At 61.9% G+C, this 23639-nt stretch carries 19 protein-coding genes; 17 read left to right on the forward strand and 2 right to left on the reverse strand.

Annotated features, from left to right (window positions below; translation table 11 throughout):
* Positions 1-23 precede the first annotated feature (23 nt).
* The 17 genes from dnaE (at position 24) to ACP146_RS10715 (ending at position 20571) form a co-directional block, all read left to right on the forward strand.
* The gene (gene dnaE, locus ACP146_RS10635) at positions 24-3482 is read left to right on the forward strand and encodes a DNA polymerase III subunit alpha (RefSeq protein ID WP_422366728.1); all 3459 of its coding nucleotides are present in this window, start codon (positions 24-26) and stop codon (positions 3480-3482) included.
* A gap of 242 nt (positions 3483-3724) precedes the next feature.
* Positions 3725-4591: a 30S ribosomal protein S2 gene (rpsB, locus tag ACP146_RS10640; protein WP_422366729.1), complete on the forward strand. Its 867-nt coding sequence runs from the start codon at positions 3725-3727 to the stop codon at positions 4589-4591.
* Positions 4592-4681: 90 nt separating this feature from the next.
* Positions 4682-5608, forward strand: a complete 927-nt coding sequence (tsf, locus tag ACP146_RS10645) for a translation elongation factor Ts (protein ID WP_422366730.1) — start codon at positions 4682-4684, stop codon at positions 5606-5608.
* Between the two features lie 192 nt (positions 5609-5800).
* Positions 5801-6547 (forward strand): UMP kinase, encoded by a 747-nt coding sequence (gene pyrH, locus ACP146_RS10650; RefSeq protein ID WP_422366731.1) that lies wholly within the window; start codon positions 5801-5803, stop codon positions 6545-6547.
* A gap of 3 nt (positions 6548-6550) precedes the next feature.
* Positions 6551-7108, forward strand: coding sequence for a ribosome recycling factor (gene frr / locus ACP146_RS10655; RefSeq protein ID WP_422366732.1), 558 nt, complete (start codon positions 6551-6553; stop codon positions 7106-7108).
* 5 nt (positions 7109-7113) lie between these two features.
* Entirely contained in the window at positions 7114-7851 is a 738-nt protein-coding gene (locus ACP146_RS10660; protein WP_422366733.1) for an isoprenyl transferase, read from the forward strand.
* A 9-nt stretch (positions 7852-7860) separates the two neighbouring features.
* Positions 7861-8643 (forward strand): phosphatidate cytidylyltransferase, encoded by a 783-nt coding sequence (locus ACP146_RS10665; protein WP_422366734.1) that lies wholly within the window; start codon positions 7861-7863, stop codon positions 8641-8643.
* A gap of 1 nt (position 8644) precedes the next feature.
* Positions 8645-9847: a 1-deoxy-D-xylulose-5-phosphate reductoisomerase gene (locus tag ACP146_RS10670; protein WP_422366735.1), complete on the forward strand. Its 1203-nt coding sequence runs from the start codon at positions 8645-8647 to the stop codon at positions 9845-9847.
* 139 nt (positions 9848-9986) lie between these two features.
* Complete coding sequence (gene rseP, locus ACP146_RS10675) at positions 9987-11123, forward strand: RIP metalloprotease RseP (protein WP_422366736.1); 1137 nt, start codon at positions 9987-9989, stop codon at positions 11121-11123.
* Between the two features lie 35 nt (positions 11124-11158).
* Complete coding sequence (gene bamA, locus ACP146_RS10680; RefSeq protein WP_422366737.1) at positions 11159-13459, forward strand: outer membrane protein assembly factor BamA; 2301 nt, start codon at positions 11159-11161, stop codon at positions 13457-13459.
* Between the two features lie 5 nt (positions 13460-13464).
* Positions 13465-14061: an OmpH family outer membrane protein gene (locus ACP146_RS10685; RefSeq protein WP_422366738.1), complete on the forward strand. Its 597-nt coding sequence runs from the start codon at positions 13465-13467 to the stop codon at positions 14059-14061.
* Between the two features lie 54 nt (positions 14062-14115).
* The gene (lpxD, locus tag ACP146_RS10690; RefSeq protein WP_422366739.1) at positions 14116-15150 is read left to right on the forward strand and encodes a UDP-3-O-(3-hydroxymyristoyl)glucosamine N-acyltransferase; all 1035 of its coding nucleotides are present in this window, start codon (positions 14116-14118) and stop codon (positions 15148-15150) included.
* Entirely contained in the window at positions 15143-15613 is a 471-nt protein-coding gene (fabZ, locus tag ACP146_RS10695; protein ID WP_422366740.1) for a 3-hydroxyacyl-ACP dehydratase FabZ, read from the forward strand. The genes lpxD and fabZ overlap by 8 nt, the downstream gene beginning before the upstream one ends.
* Complete coding sequence (lpxA, locus tag ACP146_RS10700; protein ID WP_422366741.1) at positions 15613-16407, forward strand: acyl-ACP--UDP-N-acetylglucosamine O-acyltransferase; 795 nt, start codon at positions 15613-15615, stop codon at positions 16405-16407. The genes fabZ and lpxA overlap by 1 nt, the downstream gene beginning before the upstream one ends.
* Positions 16407-17228: an LpxI family protein gene (locus ACP146_RS10705; protein WP_422366742.1), complete on the forward strand. Its 822-nt coding sequence runs from the start codon at positions 16407-16409 to the stop codon at positions 17226-17228. Before lpxA ends, ACP146_RS10705 begins: the two co-directional genes overlap by 1 nt.
* Positions 17225-18394, forward strand: a complete 1170-nt coding sequence (gene lpxB / locus ACP146_RS10710; protein ID WP_422366743.1) for a lipid-A-disaccharide synthase — start codon at positions 17225-17227, stop codon at positions 18392-18394. The genes ACP146_RS10705 and lpxB overlap by 4 nt, the downstream gene beginning before the upstream one ends.
* 26 nt (positions 18395-18420) lie before the next feature.
* Positions 18421-20571 (forward strand): SulP family inorganic anion transporter, encoded by a 2151-nt coding sequence (locus ACP146_RS10715; RefSeq protein ID WP_422366744.1) that lies wholly within the window; start codon positions 18421-18423, stop codon positions 20569-20571.
* Positions 20572-20675: 104 nt separating this feature from the next.
* On the opposite strand, the gene ACP146_RS10720 is transcribed toward ACP146_RS10715, so the two are convergent.
* Positions 20676-21992 carry a citrate synthase gene (locus ACP146_RS10720; RefSeq protein WP_422366745.1) on the reverse strand — a complete coding sequence of 439 codons (1317 nt, stop codon included), beginning with the start codon at positions 21990-21992 and terminating at the stop codon, positions 20676-20678.
* 213 nt (positions 21993-22205) lie between these two features.
* Positions 22206-23627, reverse strand: coding sequence for a glutamate--tRNA ligase (gene gltX, locus ACP146_RS10725; RefSeq protein WP_422366746.1), 1422 nt, complete (start codon positions 23625-23627; stop codon positions 22206-22208).
* Between the last annotated feature and the right edge of the window lie 12 nt (positions 23628-23639).

Raw genomic sequence — 23639 nt, forward strand, 5'->3', positions numbered from 1 at the left:
CCCTCTGAGGGCACACTCTGGGCATGACATCAGCTGATTTCGTTCATCTCCGGGTCCATTCGGCCTACTCGCTCTCGGAAGGGGCGATCCGGTCCAAGGCCCTGGTCAAGCTCTGCGAAGAGCAGCGCATGCCTGCCGTCGCCGTGACCGATACCGGGAACCTCTTCGGCGCCCTGGAATTCGCCCAGGAAGCCCAGAAGACCGGCGTCCAGCCCATCATCGGCTGCCAGCTCGGCATCAGCCGCGAAGACGGAGAGCAGCGCAACGGCACCACGCCGCCGCCGGACCAACTGGTCCTGCTGGTCCAGGACGAGACCGGTTATCAGAACCTTATGCACCTGGTTTCCGTGGCGTTCCTGGAAAGCGAGCCCAGCGAAGCGGCACAGGTCAGCCTGGATGTGCTGGCCGATCATGCCGAGGGCCTGCTGGCGCTGACCGGCGGGGTATCCGGGGCGCTCGGTCGGCTCCTGTCGGGCGGTCAGAAGCCGGCAGCCGAAGCGATGCTGTCGCGCCTCGCCGCCATGTTCCCGGACCGTCTCTACATCGAAATACAGCGTCACGGTCTGCCGGAAGAAGAGGCCATCGAGGAGGCGCTGATCGACTTGGCTTTCGCGCACGACGTCCCGCTGGTGGCCACGAACGAGGCTTATTTCCCGGCTGAGGAAGACTACGAGGCCCATGATGCTTTGCTCTGCATCGCCGGCGGCACCTACATCGCCCAGAGCGACCGCCGCCGCCTGACGCCGGATCATCGCTTTAAGTCCGCGGCGGAGATGCGGGCTCTCTTCACCGACCTGCCGGAAGCCGTCGACAACACCCGGGTGATTGCCGAGCGCTGCGCCTACTTTCCAGAGTTCGTGAAGCCGATCCTGCCGGCCTTTCCGACGACGGCGGGGCGCAGTGAGGAAGAGGAAATGAAGGCCCAGTCCGAGACAGGGCTGGAGCAGCGCCTGGAAGATCAGGTATTTCCCGGCGTCGAGGAGGCCGAGCGCGAGGCGGTTGCAGCGCCTTACCGGGAGCGTCTGGCCTTTGAGCTGAAGGTCATCCAGGAGATGGGCTTCGCCGGCTACTTCCTGATCGTTGCGGATTTCATCAAATGGGCCAAGACGCATGACATTCCGGTCGGGCCGGGACGCGGCTCCGGCGCCGGTTCCGTGGTCGCCTGGGCGCTTACCATCACCGACCTGGACCCCTTGCGTTTTGGACTCCTTTTCGAACGCTTCCTCAATCCTGAGCGCGTGTCGATGCCTGACTTCGACATCGACTTCTGCCAGGACCGCCGCGACGAGGTGATCCGCTACGTCCAGGACAAGTACGGGCGCGACCACGTCGCCCAGATCATCACCTTCGGAAAGCTGCAGGCCCGCGCGGCTCTGCGCGACGTCGGGCGGGTGCTGCAGATGCCCTATCCCCAGGTCGACCGCATCTGCAAGCTGGTGCCGAACAATCCGGCCAATCCGGTCACGCTGCAGCAGGCCATCGACGGCGAGCCCCAGCTTCAGGAGATGCGCCGCGAAGACGAGGCGGTGAACCGGCTGATCACCATCGCCCTGCGGCTGGAGGGACTCTACCGCCACGCCTCCACCCACGCCGCCGGGGTGGTCATCGGCGACCGGCCGCTCGACCGCCTTGTCCCGCTTTACCGCGACCCGCGTTCCGACATGCCGGTGACCCAGTTCAACATGAAGTACGTCGAACAGGCCGGCCTGGTGAAGTTCGACTTTCTCGGCCTCAAAACCCTCACCGTCCTGCAGCGCGCCTGCGCCCTGCTGGAACAGCGCGGGGTCAAGGTGGACCTGGCGCACATCCCGCTTAATGACGAAGCGGCTTTCGAAATGATGAGCCGCGGCGACACCGTCGGCGTGTTCCAGTTTGAATCCTCGGGCATGCGAAGTCTGCTGCGCGAGGCGCGGGTCGACACCTTTGAAGACATCATCGCCCTGGTCGCGCTCTATCGCCCCGGGCCGATGGAAAACATTCCGAAATACGTCGCCTGCAAATACGAGCGCGAGCAACCGGAATTCCTGCACGAGACCATCGAGCCGGTGGTGAAAGACACTTATGGTGTCATCATCTATCAGGAACAGGTGATGCAGATCGCCCAGGTCTTCGCCGATTACACCCTCGGCCAGGCCGACCTGCTGCGCCGCGCCATGGGCAAGAAGATCAAGGCGGAGATGGACGCCCAGCGCGACATCTTCGTCAAAGGCGCCATGGCCAAGGGGGTGAAGAAGGATCGGGCTTCCTACGTCTTCGACCTTGTCGACAAGTTCGCCGGTTATGGTTTCAACAAGGCCCACTCGGCGGGCTATGCGCTGGTGGCCTATCAGACCGCCTATTTGAAAGCCAACCATCCGGTCGAGTTCATTGCCGCCTCCATGACCTACGACATGGGCAATACCGACAAGCTGAACGTCTACCGCCAGGAACTGCAGCGCCTGGGCATTGCGCTTCTGGCGCCGGACATCAACCGGTCGGAGCGCGATTTCTCGGTCGAGGTTCAGGACAGCGGCGAGCCGGCGATCCGCTACGCCCTGGCCGCGGTGAAGAACGTCGGCGGCGCGGCGATGGAGTCGGTGATCGAAGAGCGCGCCCGGAACGGCCTTTTCAAAAGCCTCGCCGACTTTGCCCAGCGCGTCGACGTGAAGCAGATCAACAAGCGGCAGGTCGAGAACTTGGCGCGCGCCGGGGCCTTCGATGCCCTCAGCCCCAACCGGGCCCAGGTCTATCACGCGGCGGAGACCATCGTGCGCTACGCCAGCGCCGCGGCGAGCGAGCGGGAAAGCGCCCAGGTCAATCTCTTCGGCGGCGCCGAAGCCGCCGAACCGGTGCCCCTGCCGCTGTCGCCGGTGGAAGACTGGCCGGGCATGGAGCGTTTGAACCATGAGTTCGACGCCATCGGCTTTTATCTCTCCGCCCATCCGCTGGATACCTACGGCGCGACCCTGGAGAAGATGAAGGTCACCACCTATGCCGAACTGCAGCAGGCCAAGACAGCCGGTCTGGTGACCCTGGCGGGGATCGTGATCGCCAAGCGCGAGCTGAACAGTCGCAAGGGCAGCCGCATGGCCTTCGTCACGCTGACCGATGCCTCCGGGGTCTATGAGGTGACCCTGTTCTCGGAGACCCTCAGCCAGTCCCGGGAACTGCTGGAAGGCGGCCAGCCGATGCTGCTGCGGGTCTCGGTCGAGCAGCGCGGCGAGGACGAGCCCAGGTTGACTGCCCAGTCCCTGGAGCCGCTCGACAATGCGGCGGCCAAGGCCTCCAAAGGCCTGGACCTGCACCTCGCCAGCCCGGCGCCGCTGGAGAACCTGAAATCGATCCTGGAGCGCGAGGGCAGGGGGCGCGGCAAGGTGAAGCTGGTGCTGGCCCTGGAGGACGGCCAGGAGGTCGAATTGGCCCTGGGTGGCGGCTACCGGCTCTCCCCGGCCATCCGGCAGGCGATCAAGGCGATTCCCGGCGTGGTCATGCAGGACCGCTGAGGCCCCGGAAAGGGCCTCCGGGGCCACCGTTTGCGGGGTAGCCGGAGCGGCTCTTTTCCCTTGATTTTTCCGGCCTTGGGGGCGATAAACCGCCCGTTTTCAACCTCACACGTGGGCATTGCGGCTCTCGGGGAGAAATCCCGAACGTCGCTCCGGTGTCTGAGACCCCAGGTTTTTCAAGGCTTTGCCAGGGAAACGGGAGCAGATGACAGGCTCACGGTGGACCAACCGGAGAAGATCTAATGGCGCTTCCGAGCCCCTCGATGCGCCAGCTTTTGGAAGCTGGCGTTCACTTTGGACATACCACCCGTCGCTGGAACCCCCGCATGGCCCCGTACATCTTCGGGACCCGCAACGGCGTTCACATCATCGATCTTGAGCAGTCCCTGCCGCTGCTGAACCGTGCCCTGGCGACGGTGCGCGATATCGTCGCCGGCGGCGGCCGCGTGCTCTTCGTCGGCACCAAGCGTCAGGCCAGCGAGAAGGTGGCCGAGGCGGCCAAGCGCTGCGGCCAGTATTACGTCAACCACCGCTGGCTGGGCGGCATGCTCACCAACTGGAAGACCATCTCCAACTCGATCCGGCGCCTGCGCACGGTCGAGGAGCAGCTGGCCCAGGAGCAGGTGGGCCTGACCAAGAAGGAACTGCTGAACCTGACCCGCGAGCGCGACAAGCTGGAACGCGCCCTGGGCGGGATCAAGGAGATGGGCGGCCTGCCCGACGTGATCTTCGTGATCGACACCAACAAGGAGCACATCGCCGTCAACGAGGCGACCAACCTGAAGATCCCGGTGATTGGTGTGCTCGATTCGAATTCGAACCCTGAAGGCGTGACTTTCCCGGTGCCGGGCAACGATGACGCCCTGCGCGCCATCAGCCTCTATTGCGATCTGATCGCCGATGCGGTGCTCGATGGTATCCAGGCCGAGATGACGGCCAGCGGTGGTGACGTCGGTGCGGCGGAAGAAGCACCGGTCGAGGCCCTGCCGGAAGAGCCGGCGGCCGAAGCGCCTGCCGCAGAAGCAGCGGCGGATGCACCGGCGGCTGAAGCTGCTGCAGCGGGCGATGCCGCTGCCGAGGCTGCAAAGGAAGCACCTGCCGGTAACTGAAGTCCGGTAGGCTTGATAAAGGGTGCCCCGGCTTCGGCCGGGGCCGTGCCTGCAGAAGGCATTGAGACTCCAAGAAAAAAGAGGTGAGTCATGGCTCAGATTACGGCGGCCCTGGTGAAAGAGCTGCGCGAGTCCTCCGGCGCGGGGATGATGGATTGCAAGAAGGCGCTGACCGAGACCGATGGCGACGTTGAAGCCGCGGTCGACTGGCTGCGTAAAAAAGGCCTCGCTGCGGCGGCAAAGAAGGCCGGCCGCGTTGCGGCCGAGGGTCTGGTGGCGGTCGCCTCCAAGGGCACGTCCGGTGCTGTCGTGGAGGTAAACTCCGAGACGGATTTCGTCGCCCGCAACGAAGCCTTCCAGGGCTTTGCGCTGAACTGTGCCGAGATCGCCCTCGGCGTTGGCGGCGATCTGGAACAGATCCAGGCGGCAGCCTATCCCGGGACCGGAAACACCGTGGCCGACGAGTTGACCAACATGATCGCCAAGATCGGCGAAAACATGGCGCTGCGGCGCAGCGCCGGCATTTCGGTCGGCAGCGGCGTCGTCTGCTCCTACATCCACAACCAGACGGCCCCGGGCCTCGGCAAGATCGGCGTTCTGGTCGGCCTCGAGTCCGAAGGCGACACCGCGAAGCTGGAAGCCCTTGGGCGCCAACTGGCCATGCATGTGGCGGCGGCTCAGCCGCAGGCGGTGGACCGTGATGGGGTCGATGCCTCGGCCCTGGACCGCGAGCGCGAGGTGCTGAGCGATCAGGCGCGCGCCAGCGGCAAGCCCGAGGAGATCATCGCCAAGATGGTCGAGGGCCGGCTCCGCAAGTTCTACGAGGAAGTCTGCCTGCTGGAACAGGTTTTCGTCATCGACGGCGAGAACAAGGTGAGCAAGGTGCTGGAAGAGGCCGCGAAGGACGTCGGCGCGCCGGTGAAGATCGCCGGTTTCCAGCGGTTTCAGCTTGGCGAGGGTGTCGAGCGCGAAGAGGCTGATTTCGCTGCCGAAGTCGCGGCGACCCTCGGCAGCTAAACGGAGATTCTGGAGGAAGGGGCGGCCCTGGGCTTTGAAAAGACGCCCGATGGACAAATTGCCGCCACTTTCTTCGTCATAGAATTGTTCTGGCCCGGGGGGCTTCGGGCCACTGGCGCGAAGCCCCCCGGCGCATTACCATGTGGCCGCTTTTCCCCCGGCGATTCTCTTCGCCAAGCTTCGCAGAGGCTCATGTCCGAGACCCAGACCAAACTGACCCCCGCGCCGCGCTATAAGCGCGTGCTCCTGAAGATTTCCGGCGAAGCCCTGATGGGTGATCGCGAATACGGGCTCGATCCCGATATGGTCGCGCAGATCGCCCGCGATGTCGGCGCGGTGCGCGCGATGGATGTAGACGTCTGCTTGGTCGTCGGCGGCGGTAACATCTTCCGCGGTGTATCGGTTGCCGCGGCCGGCATGGAACGGGCATCCGCGGACTATATGGGCATGCTGGCGACGGTGATAAACGCGCTCGCGCTGCAGAATGCGCTGGAGCAGATTGACGTCGATACGCGGGTGCAGACCGCGATTCCCATGGACACCGTCGCCGAGCCCTATATCCGCAGGCGGGCCGAGCGCCATATGGAGAAGGGCAGGGTGGTGATCTTCGCCGCCGGTACCGGAAACCCCTATTTCACGACGGACACCGCCGCGGCTCTGCGCGCCTCCGAAATGGGCTGTGATGTCCTTTTGAAGGGTACGAAGGTGGACGGCGTCTATGACGCCGATCCCGAGAAGACGCCGGATGCAAGGCGCTATGACAAATTGGATTATATGCGGGTGCTTACGGACGATCTGGGGGTTATGGACCATGCCGCCATCTCTCTTGCCCGTGAAAATCATATCCCTATCCTTGTCTTCTCGATTTACCGGCCGGGCGCCTTCGCGGAGGTCCTTTCCGGCAATGGTTGTTACACATTGGTGAAAGACGAGGAATGAACCGTGGCAGATCCTGATTTAAGCGATATCAAACGTCGCATGGACGGCGCTCTCGACGCGCTGCAAAAGGAATTCGCAGGTCTGCGGACCGGCCGGGCCTCGGCCGGGCTGCTTGAGCCCATCACTGTGGAAGCCTATGGCGCCGCGACGCCGATGAACCAGGTTGGCAGCATCTCGGTGCCGGAGCCGCGGATGGTGACGGTCCAGGTCTGGGACCGCAGTCTGGTCGGCGCGGTGGAAAAAGCGATCCGCGATTCCGGTCTGGGCCTGAACCCGGCGACCGATGGGCAACTGGTGCGGGTGCCGATCCCGGCGCTGTCTGAGGAGCGGCGCATCGAGATGACCAAGATCGCCGGAAAGTACGCCGAGCAAGGCCGGGTCGCCGTTCGCAACGTGCGCCGTGACGGCATGGAGATGCTGAAGAAGATGGAGAAGGACTCGGAGATTTCCAAGGATGAGCATCACCAATGGGCGGAGGAGATCCAAAGCCTGACAGACAGCCACATCAAGAAGATTGATGGGAGCCTGTCGCAGAAGGAAGAGGAGATCCTTCAGGTCTGACCGCGATGGACGATACCTGTTTTTCCTCGGATAGGGGCGGTCCCCGCCACGTGGCCGTCATCATGGACGGAAATGGGCGCTGGGCGAACGCCCGCGGCATGCCGCGAACGCTTGGCCATCGGCAGGGTGCCGAGGCGGTGCGCCGCTGCATCACCGGGGCCATGGAACTCGGCATTCCCTTTCTGACCCTTTTCGGCTTTTCCTCAGAGAACTGGCGCCGTCCGGTCAGTGAGGTCACCGACCTTATGGGGCTGCTGCGACGCTTCCTGCAGAGCGAGCTGGCGGAGATCCACAAGAACGGCATCCGCCTGCGCGTCATCGGTGACAGGACGCGCCTACCCGACGACATCGCCCGTTTGATCGAGGATGCCGAAAGCCGCACGCGGGACAATCGGCGCCTGAACCTGACGATCGCGCTCAGCTATGGCGGCCGTCAGGAGATTGCCGAGGCGGCCCGCCGCCTGGCTTTGGCGGTGCGCGATGGGGATCTGCAGCCCGAGGAGATTGACGAAGACCTCTTTTCCCAGGGGCTTCTGACCGCGGGTATTCCGGATCCGGACTTGCTGATACGGACCTCCGGTGAACAACGGCTCAGCAACTTTCTGCTTTGGCAGGCGGCTTACAGCGAGTTGATCTTCGTTGACAAGCTCTGGCCGGATTTTGATGAAAGCGATCTTCTGGCAGCCGTCGAGGAGTTCCGTCGGCGCGACAGGCGCTACGGCGCAGCCGCCGAATCTCAATAAGGCTCGGGTTTGCTAAAGACCCGCATCCTCTCCGCCCTTGTATTGGCGCCGCTGATTCTGGCGGATATCTATGCCGGTGGGCTTTGGCTGGACGCCTTGATGCTTGTCGCCGCCGTTCTGATGGGATGGGAATGGGCGCGGATGTGCAGCGGTGGCCGGCTGCTTCCCGCCGGTGTCCTGGTTATCCTGGTGCTCACGGGCATACCCGTCGGCTTTGCCCTGGACTTCTCCCAACACCTTTTCATTGAACTGGTCATCGGCTCGGGGCTTGTTTTGCTGGTGAGTCTGGTGATTCAGCGCCCTCAGGCATTATGGCTCGCCGGCGGTACTTTCTACATCGGCCTGGGCGTTCTCTCCTTCCTTTGGCTTCGTTCGATCCCCGACCAGGGCCGCATCGTCATTTTCTGGGTTCTGGCGGTGGTCTGGGCGGTCGATATCGGTGCCTATTTCGCCGGCCGCGGCATCGGCGGGCCGAAGCTGGCGCCGTCAATCAGTCCCAACAAGACCTGGGCCGGGTTGATCGGCGGGGCCATCTGTGCCGCTCTGGTCAGTGGTATTGCCGCTGTCTGGTTGCAGCAACCCGTGGTTTGGATGGTTCTGGCGGGGGCCGTGCTGGCGGTTGTCGCCCAGGCCGGCGATTTTTTGGAATCCTGGTGCAAACGCCGTTTCGGTGTGAAGGATTCCAGCAACCTAATTCCCGGTCATGGTGGTATTCTTGACCGGGTCGACGGCCTCTTGGCGGTGCTGCCGCTGGTTTTCGTCTATATCTGGGCTTTGGAGGCCTCTGTCTGATATGTCCGTTGCCACTCCCTCTCTTGAGACGGCGAGCGAGCCGCGCAGGGTCACCGTTCTCGGCTCGACCGGATCGGTCGGCTGCAGCACCCTGGACCTGGTGGAGCGCAATCCCGATGCCTTTCAGGTCGAAGCGCTGACGGCAAACCGCTCGGTTTCGCGTCTGGCGGAACAGGCCCGGCGCTTCGGCGCCCGGCTCGCGGTCGTGGCGGACGATGACTGTTATCAAGATCTGAAAGACGCTCTCAGCGGCAGCGGTGTCGAAGCGGCGGCCGGCGCCGCCGCCGTCAGCGAAGCGGCTGCCCGGCCGGCGGACTGGGTTATGGCGGCGATTGTCGGTGCGGCTGGGCTGTCGCCGACCTTGTCGGCGATTCGCCAGGGGGGCATTGTCGGGCTCGCCAACAAGGAAACCCTGGTCTGCGCCGGAAGCCTCATGACCGCCGAGGTGACGCGCTGCGGCGCTCAACTGCTGCCGGTGGACTCCGAGCACAATGCGATCTTCCAGGTCCTGGACCTGGATCAGCCGGACTCTGTGGACCGGCTCATCCTGACGGCCTCCGGGGGGCCTTTCCGCACCCTTGATCGGGCGCAGATGGCTGCGGTCACGCCGCAACAGGCCGTCGCCCACCCAAACTGGGACATGGGCGCGAAGATTTCGGTCGATTCCGCAACCATGATGAACAAGGGGCTGGAACTGATCGAGGCGCATTACCTCTTCAGGGTGCCGGAGGACCGCATCGACATTCTGGTGCACCCGCAGTCGGTGATCCACTCGATGGTGTCTTACATTGACGGCTCGGTACTCGCCCAACTCGGCCTGCCGGATATGCGCACGCCGATCGCCTACGCTCTGGCCTGGCCGGAACGCATGGAGACACCGGTGGAACGGCTTGACCTTGCCGCCATTGCGCGGCTGGATTTCGAAGCGCCGGATGATCAGCGTTTTCCGGCCTTGGCCTTGGCCAGGGCCGCGCTGCGCGCCGGGGGAACCGTCCCGACCACACTGAATGCGGCCAACGAGGAAGCTGTCGCAGCCTTTCTGGCCGGCCGCCTCGGGTTCGTTGAGATTGCCGAGGTGGTGGAGCAGACCCTGGCCGAGCACCCCAGCGAGCCCTTGGGCGGGCTGGACGAACTGGCGGCCGCCGATGCCCGGGCACGGAAGACAGCGGCAAGGCTGCTTGAACAACGGGCTGCGCGGGCCTAAGTCCTTTTCTTGACAGCGGTTTTAGGGTATCACCGGGGACCCTTGCGGGTGCCCGGAGGAAGCCTTTTTCAGCCTTTTCGGCTGATGGGACCCAAGCCGCGGAAAGTTCAGAAACAACCTTAGGATTGTTTTGTAAGCTATGGATTTCTCTGGCGGCCTCTACGGCTTCGGCATCCCCTTCCTGGTCATTCTGACGGCGTTGGTCTTCGTACACGAGCTTGGCCACTATCTCGTGGCGCGCTGGAACGGAGTCCGTGTCGAGGTCTTCTCCATCGGTTTCGGCCCGGAGATCTTCGGTTGGACCGATAAAGCCGGAACGCGTTGGAAATTCAGTGCCATACCACTTGGCGGCTACGTGAAGATGTTCGGCGATGCCAACGCGGCCAGTATGCCGGGCGAGGAAAGCCAGGGCTTGAGCGAGGCGGAACGGGCCGTGGCTTTTCCGCACAAACGTCTGGGGCAGCGTGTCTGGATCGTCGCGGCCGGGCCGATTGCCAACTTCCTTTTCGCCATCGTCATCCTGGCGGGGCTTTTCAGCATTGTCGGCCAGCCGTTTACACCGGCGGTCGTCGGAGCCGTGGTGCCGGGTTCGGCGGCGGAGACGGCGGGATTCCAGCCGGATGACCAGATCATAGAGGTCAACGGCACCTCGGTTCAGCGCTTCGAGGAACTGCAGCGCATTGTCGGACTGCGGCCCGGCGAGACCCTTGAGATCGTGCTTTTGCGTGATGGGGCGGAGGTCGAACTGGTTGCGACTCCGGCTCGGGTGGAGCGGGAAAACGGTTTGGGCGAGATACAGGAGGTTGGTCAGCTTGGTATCCAGCGCAGCGGCAATGCCTTTATCCGCCATGACCCGCTGACGGCGGTTTGGCAGGCCAGCCGCGAAACGGTTTCCATTGTAAGTCAGACCTTTACGGCACTCGGTCAGATCATCAGAGGCGACCGCGGGGCTGACGAATTGGGCGGCCCGATCCGGATCGCGCAGATGTCGGGGCAGGTGGCGGAGAACGGGTTGCCGCAAGCGATTTTCTTTGCCGCTGTGCTCTCGATCAATCTCGGGCTTATCAACCTGTTTCCGGTCCCGATGCTCGACGGCGGCCATCTGCTGTTTTACGCCATTGAAGGCCTGCGCGGCCGCCCATTGGGGGAAAGAGCCCAAGAATACGGTTTTCGGATTGGACTGGCTCTGGTATTGACGTTGATGGTTTTTGTGACCTGGAACGACCTTTTACGTTTCGAGACTTTAGTGAGTTTTGTTAAAGGACTGGTCACCTAACGCACCAGTGCCACCGGGGGAAGGAACAGGGTAACGTGTGTCGCGGACGGTTGTTCGTTGCGGTTATGGTGTGCCTGCTGTCGAGTGCAGTGTGGTTCGGCCAGGCGGAGTCGGTATTCGGCCAATCCTTACTGTCGGGTGGTCGCATTGACTCGATAAGAGTTGAAGGAACCCAGCGCATCGAGGCGGCTACGGTTCGCTCTTATATGCGGGTCAATCCCGGCGATCCTTTCGATCCTGTGCGCCTCGATACTTCCCTCAAGAACCTGTTTTCAACCGGTCTGTTCGCGGACGTGACGTTGCGGCGGGAGGGAGATGTCCTGATCGTTGTGGTGGCCGAGAATCCGATCGTCAATCGCATTGCTTTTGAGGGCAATCGCCGGATCGACGACGAAACCCTGCAACAGGAGGTCGAGCTGCGGCCCCGCGTGGTTTTCACGCGAACCAAGGCGCAGAGCGACACCAACCGCATTCTGGAGATCTACCGCCGCTCCGGCCGTTTCGCCACGACGGTGGAACCCAAGGTCATCCAGCTTGAGCAGAACCGCGTCGACCTTGCGTTCGAAATCAACGAAGGTCCGTTGACCAGCATTCGTTCGATCAATTTCATCGGCAACAAGGAATTCTCGGATTCCTCTTTGCGCGATGAGGTGACGACGTCAGAGGCATCGTTCTGGAACTTCTTTTCCAATACGGATACCTACGATCCGGATCGGCTGACTTTCGACCGCGAACTGCTGCGCCGGTTCTATCTGAACGAGGGTTACGCCGACTTCCGCGTTGCCTCCGTCGTTGCCGAACTGACGCCGGACAATCAGGACTTCATCGTAACGTTCACGGTGGAAGAGGGGCCGCGCTATCGCTTCGGGACGATTGGCCTGGAAACAACACTGCGCAATCTTGACCCCGAGATACTGCGCGGCGAATTGACCACTTTTGAGGGTGATTGGTACGACGCCAGCGAAGTGGACAAGTCGATCGAGGCCCTGACCGAAGCTGTCGGCGACTTTGGCTTTGCCTTTGTCGATGTTCGGCCGCGGGTTCAGAGAGACCGCGAAAACCTCACCATCGATCTCGTCTTTGACATCCAGGAAGGCCCCAAGGTCTTTGTGGAGCGCATCGATATCGAAGGGAACACCCGCACCTTGGATCGCGTTATCAGGCGTGAATTCCGATTGGTTGAGGGGGATGCCTTTAACAGCTCGAAGCTGCGCCGCTCCCGACAGCGGGTGCAAAACCTTGGTTTCTTCAAGACGGTTACGGTCGAAAATCAGCCGGGCAGTTCTCCGGACCGGACGGTTGTGAAAGTCGAGGTCGAAGAGCAGTCGACCGGCGACCTGACGTTCGGCGCCGGCTTTTCATCGGCTGATGGCCCGATCGGCAACATCGGCATCCGTGAACGCAATCTCTTGGGACGCGGTCAGGACCTTCGCCTGAGTTTCACCCTTGCCGGTGAAGCGTCGGAGATCGACTTCAGCTTCACGGAACCCTACTTTCTCGACCGCAACCTCGCCGCGGGTATCGATCTGTTCCGCACGACCGACGACCGAGACGACGAAAGCTCGTTTGAGGAAGAGCGGCTCGGCGGCTCCGTCCGCGCCGGCTTTGATCTCACCGAGAACGTTCGTAATGTCGTTCGCTACACCGTTGAGAGTCGTGACATTACCGACGTTGACAGCGACGCCTCTTTGCTGGTTCGTTCTGAAGAAGGCGAAACCCTTCGTTCGAGCATCAGCAACGAACTGACCTACGACACGCGGGATTCGCGTTTTGACGCCCGAGAGGGTGTCATCGGGCGCCTGCGTACGGAGTTTACCGGCCTGGGCGGTGACGTGACCTTCGTGAAGGCCTCTGTCAGCGGCGGCTACTTCTATACAGTCTTTGACGACTACACGATTTCAACGCGCGGGTCGGCAGGTACCATTGCCGGCGTCGGTGATGACACCCGCATTTCGGATCGTTTTTTCCGCGGCGGCGGTAATCCACGTGGTTTTGAATTCGGCGGCATCGGCCCGCGCGACCGCAACACCGGAGATGCGCTCGGTGGCAAGCATTTCTACACCGGTACCGTGGAGATGGCGTTCCCTCTGTCGCTGCCTTTCGACCTGGATGTCCGGGGGCGCTTTTTCACCGACGTGGGCGCGGCTTGGGATATCGACGACAACAGCATTCCGGTTGTCGTTGACGATTCCAGCAGTCCTCGCGTTACGGTCGGCACCGGCATTTCATGGAATTCACCCTTTGGGCCGGTGGTCTTGGACCTGGGTGTTGCCGTGGTCAAAGAGGACTTCGACGAAACCGAGATCCTCAGCTTCAGCTTTGGAACACAGTTTTAAGAAACATGACCTGCTTATGCAGCTGGCTTTGGCGCACTGCCGCGGTGCTCCTGCTGGCGGTGAACCTGCCGATGGCCGCGCAGGGTCAGACGGAGCCCGTTCAGTCTGACCGGACGCAGCTCGACCGCGCGCCGCTGATCGGCGTTGTCGACATCCAATCCGTTCTGCGCGAATCGATCGCCGTAAAGGCTCTGGCCCAACGTGTGGAAATCGCAAGACAGGCTGCGCAACAATCCATGCTCGATCGCGAGGAAGCGCTCAGGGCGGCCGATGTAGAGCTTGCCCAGAGGCGCGCATCGCTCTCCTCGGAAGACTATCTGAGTGAACGCAGCAGGCTGGAGACACAAGGGGTGGCGCTGCAGCGGGAGATGCAGACCGAGCGCCGGCGTTTGGATCAGCTTTTCAGTCAGGGAATGGCGGAAGTGCAGCAGGTTCTTTTGACGATTTCCCAGGAAATTGCCAGAGAGCGCAACCTGGACGTTATTCTGGCCAAGACCACTGTGATCATCGTGAAATCGGAGTTCGACTACACCGAGGAAGCCTTGAAAAGGCTGAACGCAAGGCTTACCGATGTTTCTTCGTCGGCACCACCGGCAAACTGACAGCGGATTCGGCAAAGCTGATATGGTGCCGAGGGGAGAAGACTAGGGTGGGTCATGGCAGATAGCCGCTTTTTCAAGGTCACGGGTCCTTTCACGCTTTCCCGTCTGGCAGAGATCGCAGAGGCCGAGTTACAGCCGGATGTCGATGGTGAAACCCTGTTCTCCGACGTCGCACCACTGGACGTTGCCGGTCCGGACGACGTCAGTTTTCTGGACAACCGCAGCTACATCGGCCAGTTCATGGAAAGCGGTGCCGGGGCCTGCATCGTTGATCCTGAATTTGCCGACCGCGCACCTAAGGGTATGCGCCTGTTGCTGACGCGGCGGCCGTATCGCGGCTATGCCAAGGTTGCCCAAGCCTTCTACCCGGTGGTCGCCGCACGACCGGGTGTCCACCCTTCGGCGCAGGTCGATCCTTCCGCGGAGTTAGGGGACGGCTGTGAACTGGGGCCTGGTGTGGTTGTCGGCGCCGAGGCCAGGATCGGTCGGGCCTGCCGGATCGAGGCGAATGCCGTAATCGGCGATGCTGTCGAGATCGGCGATGGTACGGTGGTCGGACCCAACGCTTCTCTGGCTTTTTGCGTGATTGGGCGCGCCTGTCAGATTCACGCTGGGGCCCGTATCGGAACACGGGGATTCGGCTTCTCCATGGACCCGGAAGGCTTCGTCGATGTCCCTCAACTGGGCCGGGTCCTGGTGGAGGACGGTGTTGAAATCGGGGCAAACAGCACGATTGATCGGGGGGCCGGACCAGATACGGTTATCGGTGCCGGAGCGAAGATTGATAATCTCGTACAGATCGGGCACAACGTGCAGATTGGCCGCGGTTGCGTGCTTGTGGCCCAGTCCGGTGTGGCGGGCAGCACGGTCCTGCAGGACTTTGTTGCGGTCGCTGCGCAAGCCGGCGTTTCGGGTCATCTGAAGATTGGGGCGGGTGCCCGGATCGGGGCCAAGGCGGGTGTCATGCGTGATATTCCCGGCGGCATGACAGTTCTGGGAAGCCCGGCCCGGCCGGTGAGGGAGTTCTTTCGGCTCTGTGCGATTTGGGAACGCCAGCTGAAAGCAAGAGGCAGGAAAAAGGATGAGTGAACAGACCACAGATCAGGATGTCGCCGGTAGCCTGGATGTGCAGCAGATCATGGATCTGCTGCCGCATCGCTATCCGTTTCTGATGATCGATCGTGTTGAGGACATCGTCCTCCATGAATCGGCAACCGGAATCAAGAACGTCACCATCAACGAGCCGTTCTTCCTGGGGCACTTCCCGGAACGCGCCGTGATGCCCGGTGTCTTGATCGTTGAGGCGATGGCGCAGACGGCAGCGGCGATGATCATGTATTCGCTCGGCGAGGAGGCCCACGGCAAGCCGGTCTATTTCATGACGGTCGACGGTGCCCGTTTCCGCAAGCCTGTAGTGCCCGGCGATAGCTTGAGAATCCATGTTAAGCGGGTGCAGAACCGCCGAAACGTCTGGAAGTTCACAGGGGAAGCGAAGGTTGACGGCACTTTGGTCGCCAGCGCCAGTTACTCTGCGATGATCATGGATTACTGATGCCCGAGATCCACTCGACCGCGATCATCGATCCCGGTGCCCAGATTGCCGAAACTTGCCAGATAGGCCCCTACTGTATCGTGGGGCCGCATGTCGTGCTTGGGGACGCGGTCAAGCTTCACAGCCACGTGGTGATCGAAGGGCGCACGACCATTGGCGCCAGGACCACCATTCTGCCTTTCAGTTCCATCGGCCAGACGCCGCAAGACCTCAAGTACCGCGGCGAACCTTCCGAGTTGCACATCGGCACGGACAACACGATCCGCGAACACGTTACCATGAACACCGGCACCGAGGGCGGCGGCATGGTGACAAGGGTCGGCAACGGCGGGTTGTTCATGCCTGGCTCGCACGTGGCGCATGACTGCCAGATCGGTAACAAGGTGATCCTGGCAAACAACTGCACCCTGGCCGGCCATGTCATCATTGAGGACAATGCCATTCTCGGCGGTCTCACCGGGGTTCAGCAATTCGTTCGCGTGGGCCGTAACGCCATGCTGGGCGCCATGGTGGGAACGAAGCACGACGTCATTCCTTTCGGGATCGTCATGGCCCGCCCGACCAGGTTGGACGGCCTGAACCTGGTGGGATTGAAACGTGCCGGGGTTCCGACTCAGGAGATACAAGCCTTGAAGAAGGCCTATGACGTTCTCTTCACCGAAGAGGGCGGCACCCTGACGGAGCGCATGGATGAGGTCGAAGAATCGTTCGGTGGCAATGGCACCGTCGATACCCTTCTGGAATTCCTGCGGGTCGAGACCGGCCGCCCGATCCTGCGCCCGGACGAATACTGATGTCCGGACCGCTGGGCATCCTTGCTGGCGGCGGTCACCTTCCGCGTCGGCTGGTTGAACTCTGCCAATCCGATGGGCGCGGCGCCTTCGTTGTCGCCATCGAAGACAATACGGAGGCTTCCACCGTCGAGGGGGTCGACCATCTCTGGATCAAGTTGGGACAGACCAAGCGGGCCCTGGATGCACTGCGCGGGGCGGGGGTCAGCGAACTGGTCATGATCGGACCGGTTAAGCGGCCAACTCTTTCGGAGTTGCGGCCCGATGCCTATACCTTAAAGGCGCTCACCAAGATCAAGTTTAACCGGCTCGGCGACGATGGCATCCTCGGAACGCTGGTGAAAACCCTGGAAACCGAGGGCTTCACGGTGCGGGGCGTCGATGAGTTGATGGGTGATCTTCTGGCGGTTGCCGGGCCCTACGGGCGTTGCGTTCCGGATGAACAGGCCCAGTCCGACATCGAGCGGGGGATCGCCGTTGTTCAGGCGATGGGCGCTGCGGATGTCGGCCAGGCGACGGTCATTCAGAACGGTATCGTTCTGGGTGTCGAGGCGACGGAAGGTACGGACGCTTTGCTGGAGCGCTGCGGTCCGCTGCGGCGCGACGGGCTGGGCGGTGTTCTTGTCAAGCTGAGCAAGCCGGGCCAGGAGCGTCGGGCCGATCTTCCCACGGTCGGCGTGAAGACCGTCGAGGCTGCTGCAGCGGCCGGGCTGCGCGGCATCGCCATAGAGGCCGGCGGTACCCTGGTCGTCGATACCGATGCGGTGGCCCGCGCCGCGGACCGGGCCGGCCTGTTCCTTGTCGGCATCGACCTTTCGGTATGACTGCCACCGCAGGTCGGCATGACGGACCGCTGGTTTTCCTGATCGCCGGGGAGCCGTCGGGCGATCTGCTGGGCGGCCGCCTGATGGCGGCGCTGCGCGAAGAAACCGGCGGCGCCATCCGCTTCGCCGGCATCGGCGGCGAAGAGATGACCAAGCAGGGTCTGAAGAGCCTCTATCCGATTCACGAGTTTGCCGTGATGGGCTTTATCGAGGTCCTGCCGCATCTCCTCAAGATCATCCTGCGCATTCGGCAAACGGCCGCGGCGGTACGGTCGCTGCGCCCTGATGTGCTGGTTACCATCGACTCACCGTCCTTCACCCTGGAAGTGGCTCAGAGCCTGAAGGGCGAGGGCATACCGCTGGTGCACTATGTGGCACCCCAGGTCTGGGCCTGGAAGGCCGGGCGGGCCAAGCGTATGGCGCGTTATCTCGACCGCATCCTGGCCTTGCTTCCTTTCGAGCCGCCGCTGTTTGAAAAACACGGTCTGAAGACCCGCTTCGTCGGGCACCCGGCTGTCGAGCTTGCGCAGAGCGAAGAGGAACGTCTGGCCGACCCTCTTCCCGAGGCAGGTAAGGGGCCGCTTCTGGCGGTCCTGCCCGGCAGCCGCAAGGGCGAGGTCGGCAAGCTGATGCCGATCTTCAGGGCGACCGTTGCCGTTCTTGCCGAGCGGCATCCGGGGTTGCGGGTGGTCATACCAACGGTGGAGACGGTCGAAGCCGCTGTCCGCGAGCAGGCCGCGTCCTGGACCGTGCCGGTGGAGGTTGTGCGCGGCGCCGCGGCGAAGCACGCCGCCTTTGCCGAGGCCCAGGTCGCTCTCGCAGCGTCGGGTACTGTTGCCCTTGAACTGGCCGTCGCAGGCGTGCCCACCGTCATTGCCTATCGCCTGACCGGGATCGGCAGCCTGTTCTCCGCCAAGCTTCTAAGAGTTCCCTTTGTCAGCCTGGTGAACCTGATTGCCGGCAGGATGATACAGCCGGAATTCCTGCAGGGTGAGTGCCGGGTGGAAAATCTGATTGAGCCGGTCGACAGCCTGCTGCGTGACCCCGCAGCCCGCCGGACCCAGCGTGAAGCCTATCTCGACGTTGTCCACGTATTAAGACCTGTAGACGCCTCACCCAGCCGCTGTGCGGCACGCGAGATCATTGGTCTGCTCGCGGAGAGGTGAGCCTCAGGGTTCGTGGAGTAGGTCAGTTGTTAGTACTAGTTCGAACTGCTTTCGGGGCGTTTTTCATCGCCCTGGTCTCGGCTGTGTTTGCCATATCTTTCGCCGCTATCGTCTACACTGGCGAGTTGGCCCAGTATCTTGATCGCGGTATCGGTTTGACGTTGCTGGGCAGCTTTGTGATCGCTGTTATGGGCGCGTTCACCCTTTCTTTCCGCGGTTCTATTCTTGCCCCCCAGGATGTGCCTGCCATTTTGCTTGCAGGCGCCGCTGCGTCGTTCGTCGCGTCGGGAGAGCTTTCGGGCGAAGAACTCTTCGCCACCATAGCCTGCTTGATCGTTGTGGCCTCGCTGGCGACAGGCGCGGCTGGGTTGTTGATTGGGCAGATGAAGCTGGCCTATATCGCACGCTTTGTGCCCTACACGGTTCTCGCTGGGTTTTTGGCGGCGACGGGCCTTATGCTTTTGATTGGTGGTGTCAATGTGGCTGCGGGTTTGTCGTTTGGAGCGGACGGGGCGGCAGCATTTCTAACGCCGGACAGTCTCTTTAAGTGGGTACCTGCGCTGATAGCGGCGGTGGCGATCGTTGCAGCAACGCGTGTTTTCAGAGGCTACATCACCTTGCCCTTGGCCCTGATAGCCACAGCGGTTGGATACTATGTCCTGTTTTGGGTTTTTGGACTCTCCATGGCTGAGGCACGCGAACGGGGACTCTTGCTTGGACCCTTCCAGGAGGGAGGCTTTCTGCTGGGCGTCAACCCGGCGCTGCTGACCCAAGCTGATTGGGTCACCGTCATGTTGCAAGCGCCGGTAATCCTAACCATCGTCGCAACGGTCATGATTGGAAAGACACTCAACGCCTCAGGGTTGGAACTGGCCTTTCGGAGAGACTTTGATATTAGCCGTGAGGTCAAGGGCGTGGGCATTGCCAATATGGTGAGTGCTTGTGTTGGGGGGCTTCCGGGCTATCACAGCCTGAGCGAATCCATTCTGGCCAACAGGCTCGGTTTGATTGGACCAATTGCGGGGATCAGTAGTGCCTTTGGTTGCGCAGCGGTGCTCTTCTTGGGCGCCGGCATGATGTCTGCCCTGCCTGTCGGCCTTTTCGCGGCAGTGATCGCGTTCCTGGGTCTCGATCTGCTTTACGCATGGCTTTGGGAGGAGCGGCGGCGTCTAAGCGTGCGCGATTACACGATTGTTGTTTTGATCCCCATCGTTGCCGTCTCTTATAGCTTTCTGACAGCCATTGCGATTGGGCTGTTGATGGCATGCGTCTTCTTTGTGATCGCTTACGCCAAACTCGATTTGATCCGTTCAATTAGTAGTCTGGCCGCGAGGCGATCGTGTGTTGAGCGCCCCGACACCGAGCTGCGTGTTTTAGCAGAAGCGGGTCTTCGGGCCCAAATTGTGGAGTTGTCCGGATTTCTCTTCTTTGGATCTGCCAGCGTACTGCGCGAACGGATGCAGGCTGTCATGGACGGTAAGGGCCCGGAGGTTCGCTGGCTGGCTATCGATTTCAGGCATGTGAGCGGCATTGATGTCTCCACGCTGCGGGTCCTGCAACGTTTGGTGTCTGACGGTGCGCAGAATGAAGTGCAGCTTATCCTGTCCGGGCTTGCGCCCTCGGTGGAAGCGGCGTTACGGGAATCGATAGGCACGCGGGAAGTCGGCTTTTTCACTTCGCTCGACGAGGCTCTGGTGCATCTTGAAGATACTCTCCTGGCGCAAAATCAGGCCGATGATCGCGCAGCTGAGGAGAGTATCCGAAACCGCATGGAAGCACTGTTCACGGAGACCACGTTGGATGGATATGCCGAACAGATAAGGCTGGACGCGGGCGCGGTGCTTGTGGAAAGGGGCGCGGCTTGCAATGACATCTACCTGCTGCGTTCGGGTGAGTTGAAGGTTGCGGCGCCGTGTGGCGAAGGACAGACCGCGATTGTTGCAAAGATCCGCCCGGGATTCGTTGTCGGGGAAATGGCCTATTACTCCGGGCGCGGCAGGTCCGCCGACATTGTCGCGGATAAGCCGTCAGAGCTGCTGCGGATCAATATGGATCGCATGGAAGTCTTGGAGAGAGACAAGCCTGAGTTTGCGTCGCTGTTCCACAAGCTGATCGCACGCGATCTGGCGCGCCGTCTCAATCGGACGACAACCCTTCTGCGGGATTTCGGCGTTTGAGGGTCCGGTGAGGCACCGGCTTCGCGACGCGATAAGAAAACGCCCGGGTCAGACCCGGGCGTCTCGTATCTCAATCTCGTTTACGAGCGTAGCCATGAGCCGCTTCAGCGCTTATCGATTGGCACGTAGTCGCGCTTGGTGTGCCCGTTGTAAAGCTGGCGCGGACGGCTGATGCGCTGCTTCGGATCCTCGATCATCTCGCGCCACTGCGCGACCCAGCCGACGGTGCGCGCGAGGGCGAAAAGCACCGTGAACATGGAGGTCGGGAAGCCCATCGCCTTCAGGATGATGCCGGAATAGAAGTCGACATTGGGGAAGAGTTTCTTCTCGGCGAAGTACTCGTCCTCCAGGGCGATGCGCTCCAGCTCCATGGCGACGTCGAGCAGGGGGTCTGTAACGCCCAACTCCGCCAGCACCTCGTGGCAGGACTTCTGCATCACCTTGGCGCGGGGATCGTAGTTCTTGTAGACCCGGTGGCCGAAGCCCATGAGCCGGAAGGGATCGTCGCGGTCCTTGGCCCGCTCGATGAACTCGGGAATGCGGTCTTTGGTGCCAATCTCCTGAAGCATCTGCAGCACGGCTTCGTTGGCGCCGCCATGGGCCGGTCCCCAGAGCGATGCGATGCCCGCGGCAATGCAGGCAAACGGATTGGCGTTGCTCGAGCCCGAGATACGCACCGTCGAAGTGGAGGCGTTCTGCTCGTGGTCGGCATGCAGGATGAAGATACGGTCCATGGCGCGCGCCAGCACCGGACTGATCTTGTATTCCTCGCAGGGGACCGAGAAGATCATGTTGAGAAAGTTCTCGGCGTAGTTCAGGTCGTTGCGCGGATAAACGAAGGGCTGTCCGATCGAGAACTTGTACGCCATGGCGGCAATCGTCGGCATCTTGGCGATCAGGCGGTGGGAAGCGACCATGCGCTGATGCGGATCGCTGATGTCCGTCGAGTCATGGTAGAAAGCCGACATGGCTCCCACAACGCCGACCATGATGGCCATCGGATGGGAATCCCGGCGGAACCCCCGATAGAAGTAGTTCATCTGCTCGTGCAGCATGGTGTGGTAGGTGATCGAGCGTTCGAACTCGGTCTTCTCGTCCGCTTTCGGCAGCTCGCCGTGGAGCAGCAGATAGCAGACGTCCATGAAGTCGCTGTGTTCCGCCAGATCCTCGATCATATAGCCGCGGTGCATCAGGATGCCGACTTCGCCGTCGATATATGTGATCGCCGAATCACAGCTCGCGGTTGAAGTGAAGCCGGGGTCGTAGGTGAAGCAGCCGGTTTCGGCGTAGAGGCGGCTCACGTCAATGGCACGCGGCCCGACCGAACCGCCGAGGATCGGCAGTTCGATGCTTTTTCCTGTCGAATTGTCTGTCAGGGTGACGGTCTGCTTGGTGCTGCTGTTAGGCGTTACATCATTCATTTTACCATCCCCATGACTATCGAAGGAGCTTTCCACTTGGCCGGCAGCATAGAGAAACCGACCCTTTCAATCAATTACCGCGGTGCAGCAAAACACACCGGCGGCGCGATGCTAATATTGGTTTCCCAATGCTTGGTAAACAGGCCGCCAAGCCATTGAAACTACGGAATCTCCCGCCCTTGCGGACAGTTGTTTCCGCCAAACGCCGGGCGATCAGGTCGCCCTGGCCTGATCGGCAACCCTGGCGAGAGCCTCGTCGCGGCCCAGGATATCCATCACCTCGAAGATTCCCGGTGACGAATTCGACCCTGAGAGCGCCGCCCGCAGTGGCTGCGCAGCTTCACCAAGCTTGCAGCCCTCAGCCTCGACAAAGCCTCTTACAGCCGCCTCGATGGCGTCTTCACTCCACGAATCGAGCGTCGAAAGAGCGTCTTGCAGACGGGCAAGACGCGACCGGGCTTCGTCGTTCAGGATCTTCTCGGCCTTGGCATTCAGGGCGAGGGGCCGATCAACGACGTAGAACATAGCATTTTCCGCCAGTTCGACCAAATTCTTTGCCCGGCTGCGGAGACCCTCCATGCCACGTTCCAGCCTGACACGTTGCGTGTCGTCGAGTGGGTGGCCCAGCTTTTCCTCAATGAACGGCAGGACGGCGGCCAGCAATTCGGCCGGATCCGTCTCTCGCATATAGATGCCGTTCAGGTTACCGAGTTTTACAAAGTCGAAACGTGCCGGCGACTTTCCGACGCCATCCAGATCGAACCACTCGACGGCCTGCGCTGTGGAAATGATTTCGTCATCGCCGTGGCCCCAGCCGAGGCGAAGAAGATAGTTGCGCAGCGCGGCGGGCAGATAGCCCATATCGCGATAGGCATCGACTCCCAACGCGCCATGGCGCTTCGACAGCTTGGCGCCGTCGGCGCCGTGGATCAGCGGGATGTGCGCAAAGAGCGGGGCCTGCCAACCAAGCGCTGCATAGAGCTGCGTCTGACGAAAGGCATTGGTCAGGTGATCGTCGCCGCGCACGATGTGGGTGACGCCCATGTCGTGGTCGTCGACGACGACTGAGAGCATGTAAGTCGGTGTGCCGTCGGCGCGCAGCAGGATCATGTCGTCGAGCTGCTCGTTGCCGACTGTCACCGACCCCTGGACGAGGTCGGCGATTTCAGTTTCGCCGGACTGCGGCATCTTCAGGCGCACCACCGGTTTCACACCCTCCGGCGCCTCAGCCGGATCGCGGTCGCGCCAACGCCCGTCGTAGCGCATGGGGCGGCCTTCTGCCCGGGCGGCGGCGCGCATCTCTTCGAGCTCTTCCGGCGAGGCATAGCAGTGGTAGGCCTTGCCGTCGGCGAGGAGCTGGCGGGCGAGGGCAGCGTGATGGTCGGCGCGGGAGAACTGGAAAACGATCTCGTCGTCCCAATCCAGGCCGAGCCACCCCATGCCGTCGAGGATCGCGTCAATGGCTTCCTGGGTCGACCGCTTGCGGTCGGTGTCTTCGATGCGCAGCAGAAACTTGCCGCCGTGATGCTTGGCGAAGAGCCAGTTGAAGAGCGCCGTCCTGGCGCCACCGATGTGGAGGAAGCCCGTGGGGGAGGGCGCAAAACGGGTTACGACGGGGGCTGAGGTGGAAGTCATCTGAGGATACCG

The sequence above is a fragment of the Pelagibius sp. genome, from assembly GCF_965249265.1.
Classification (GTDB): Bacteria; Pseudomonadota; Alphaproteobacteria; order Kiloniellales; family Kiloniellaceae; genus Pelagibius.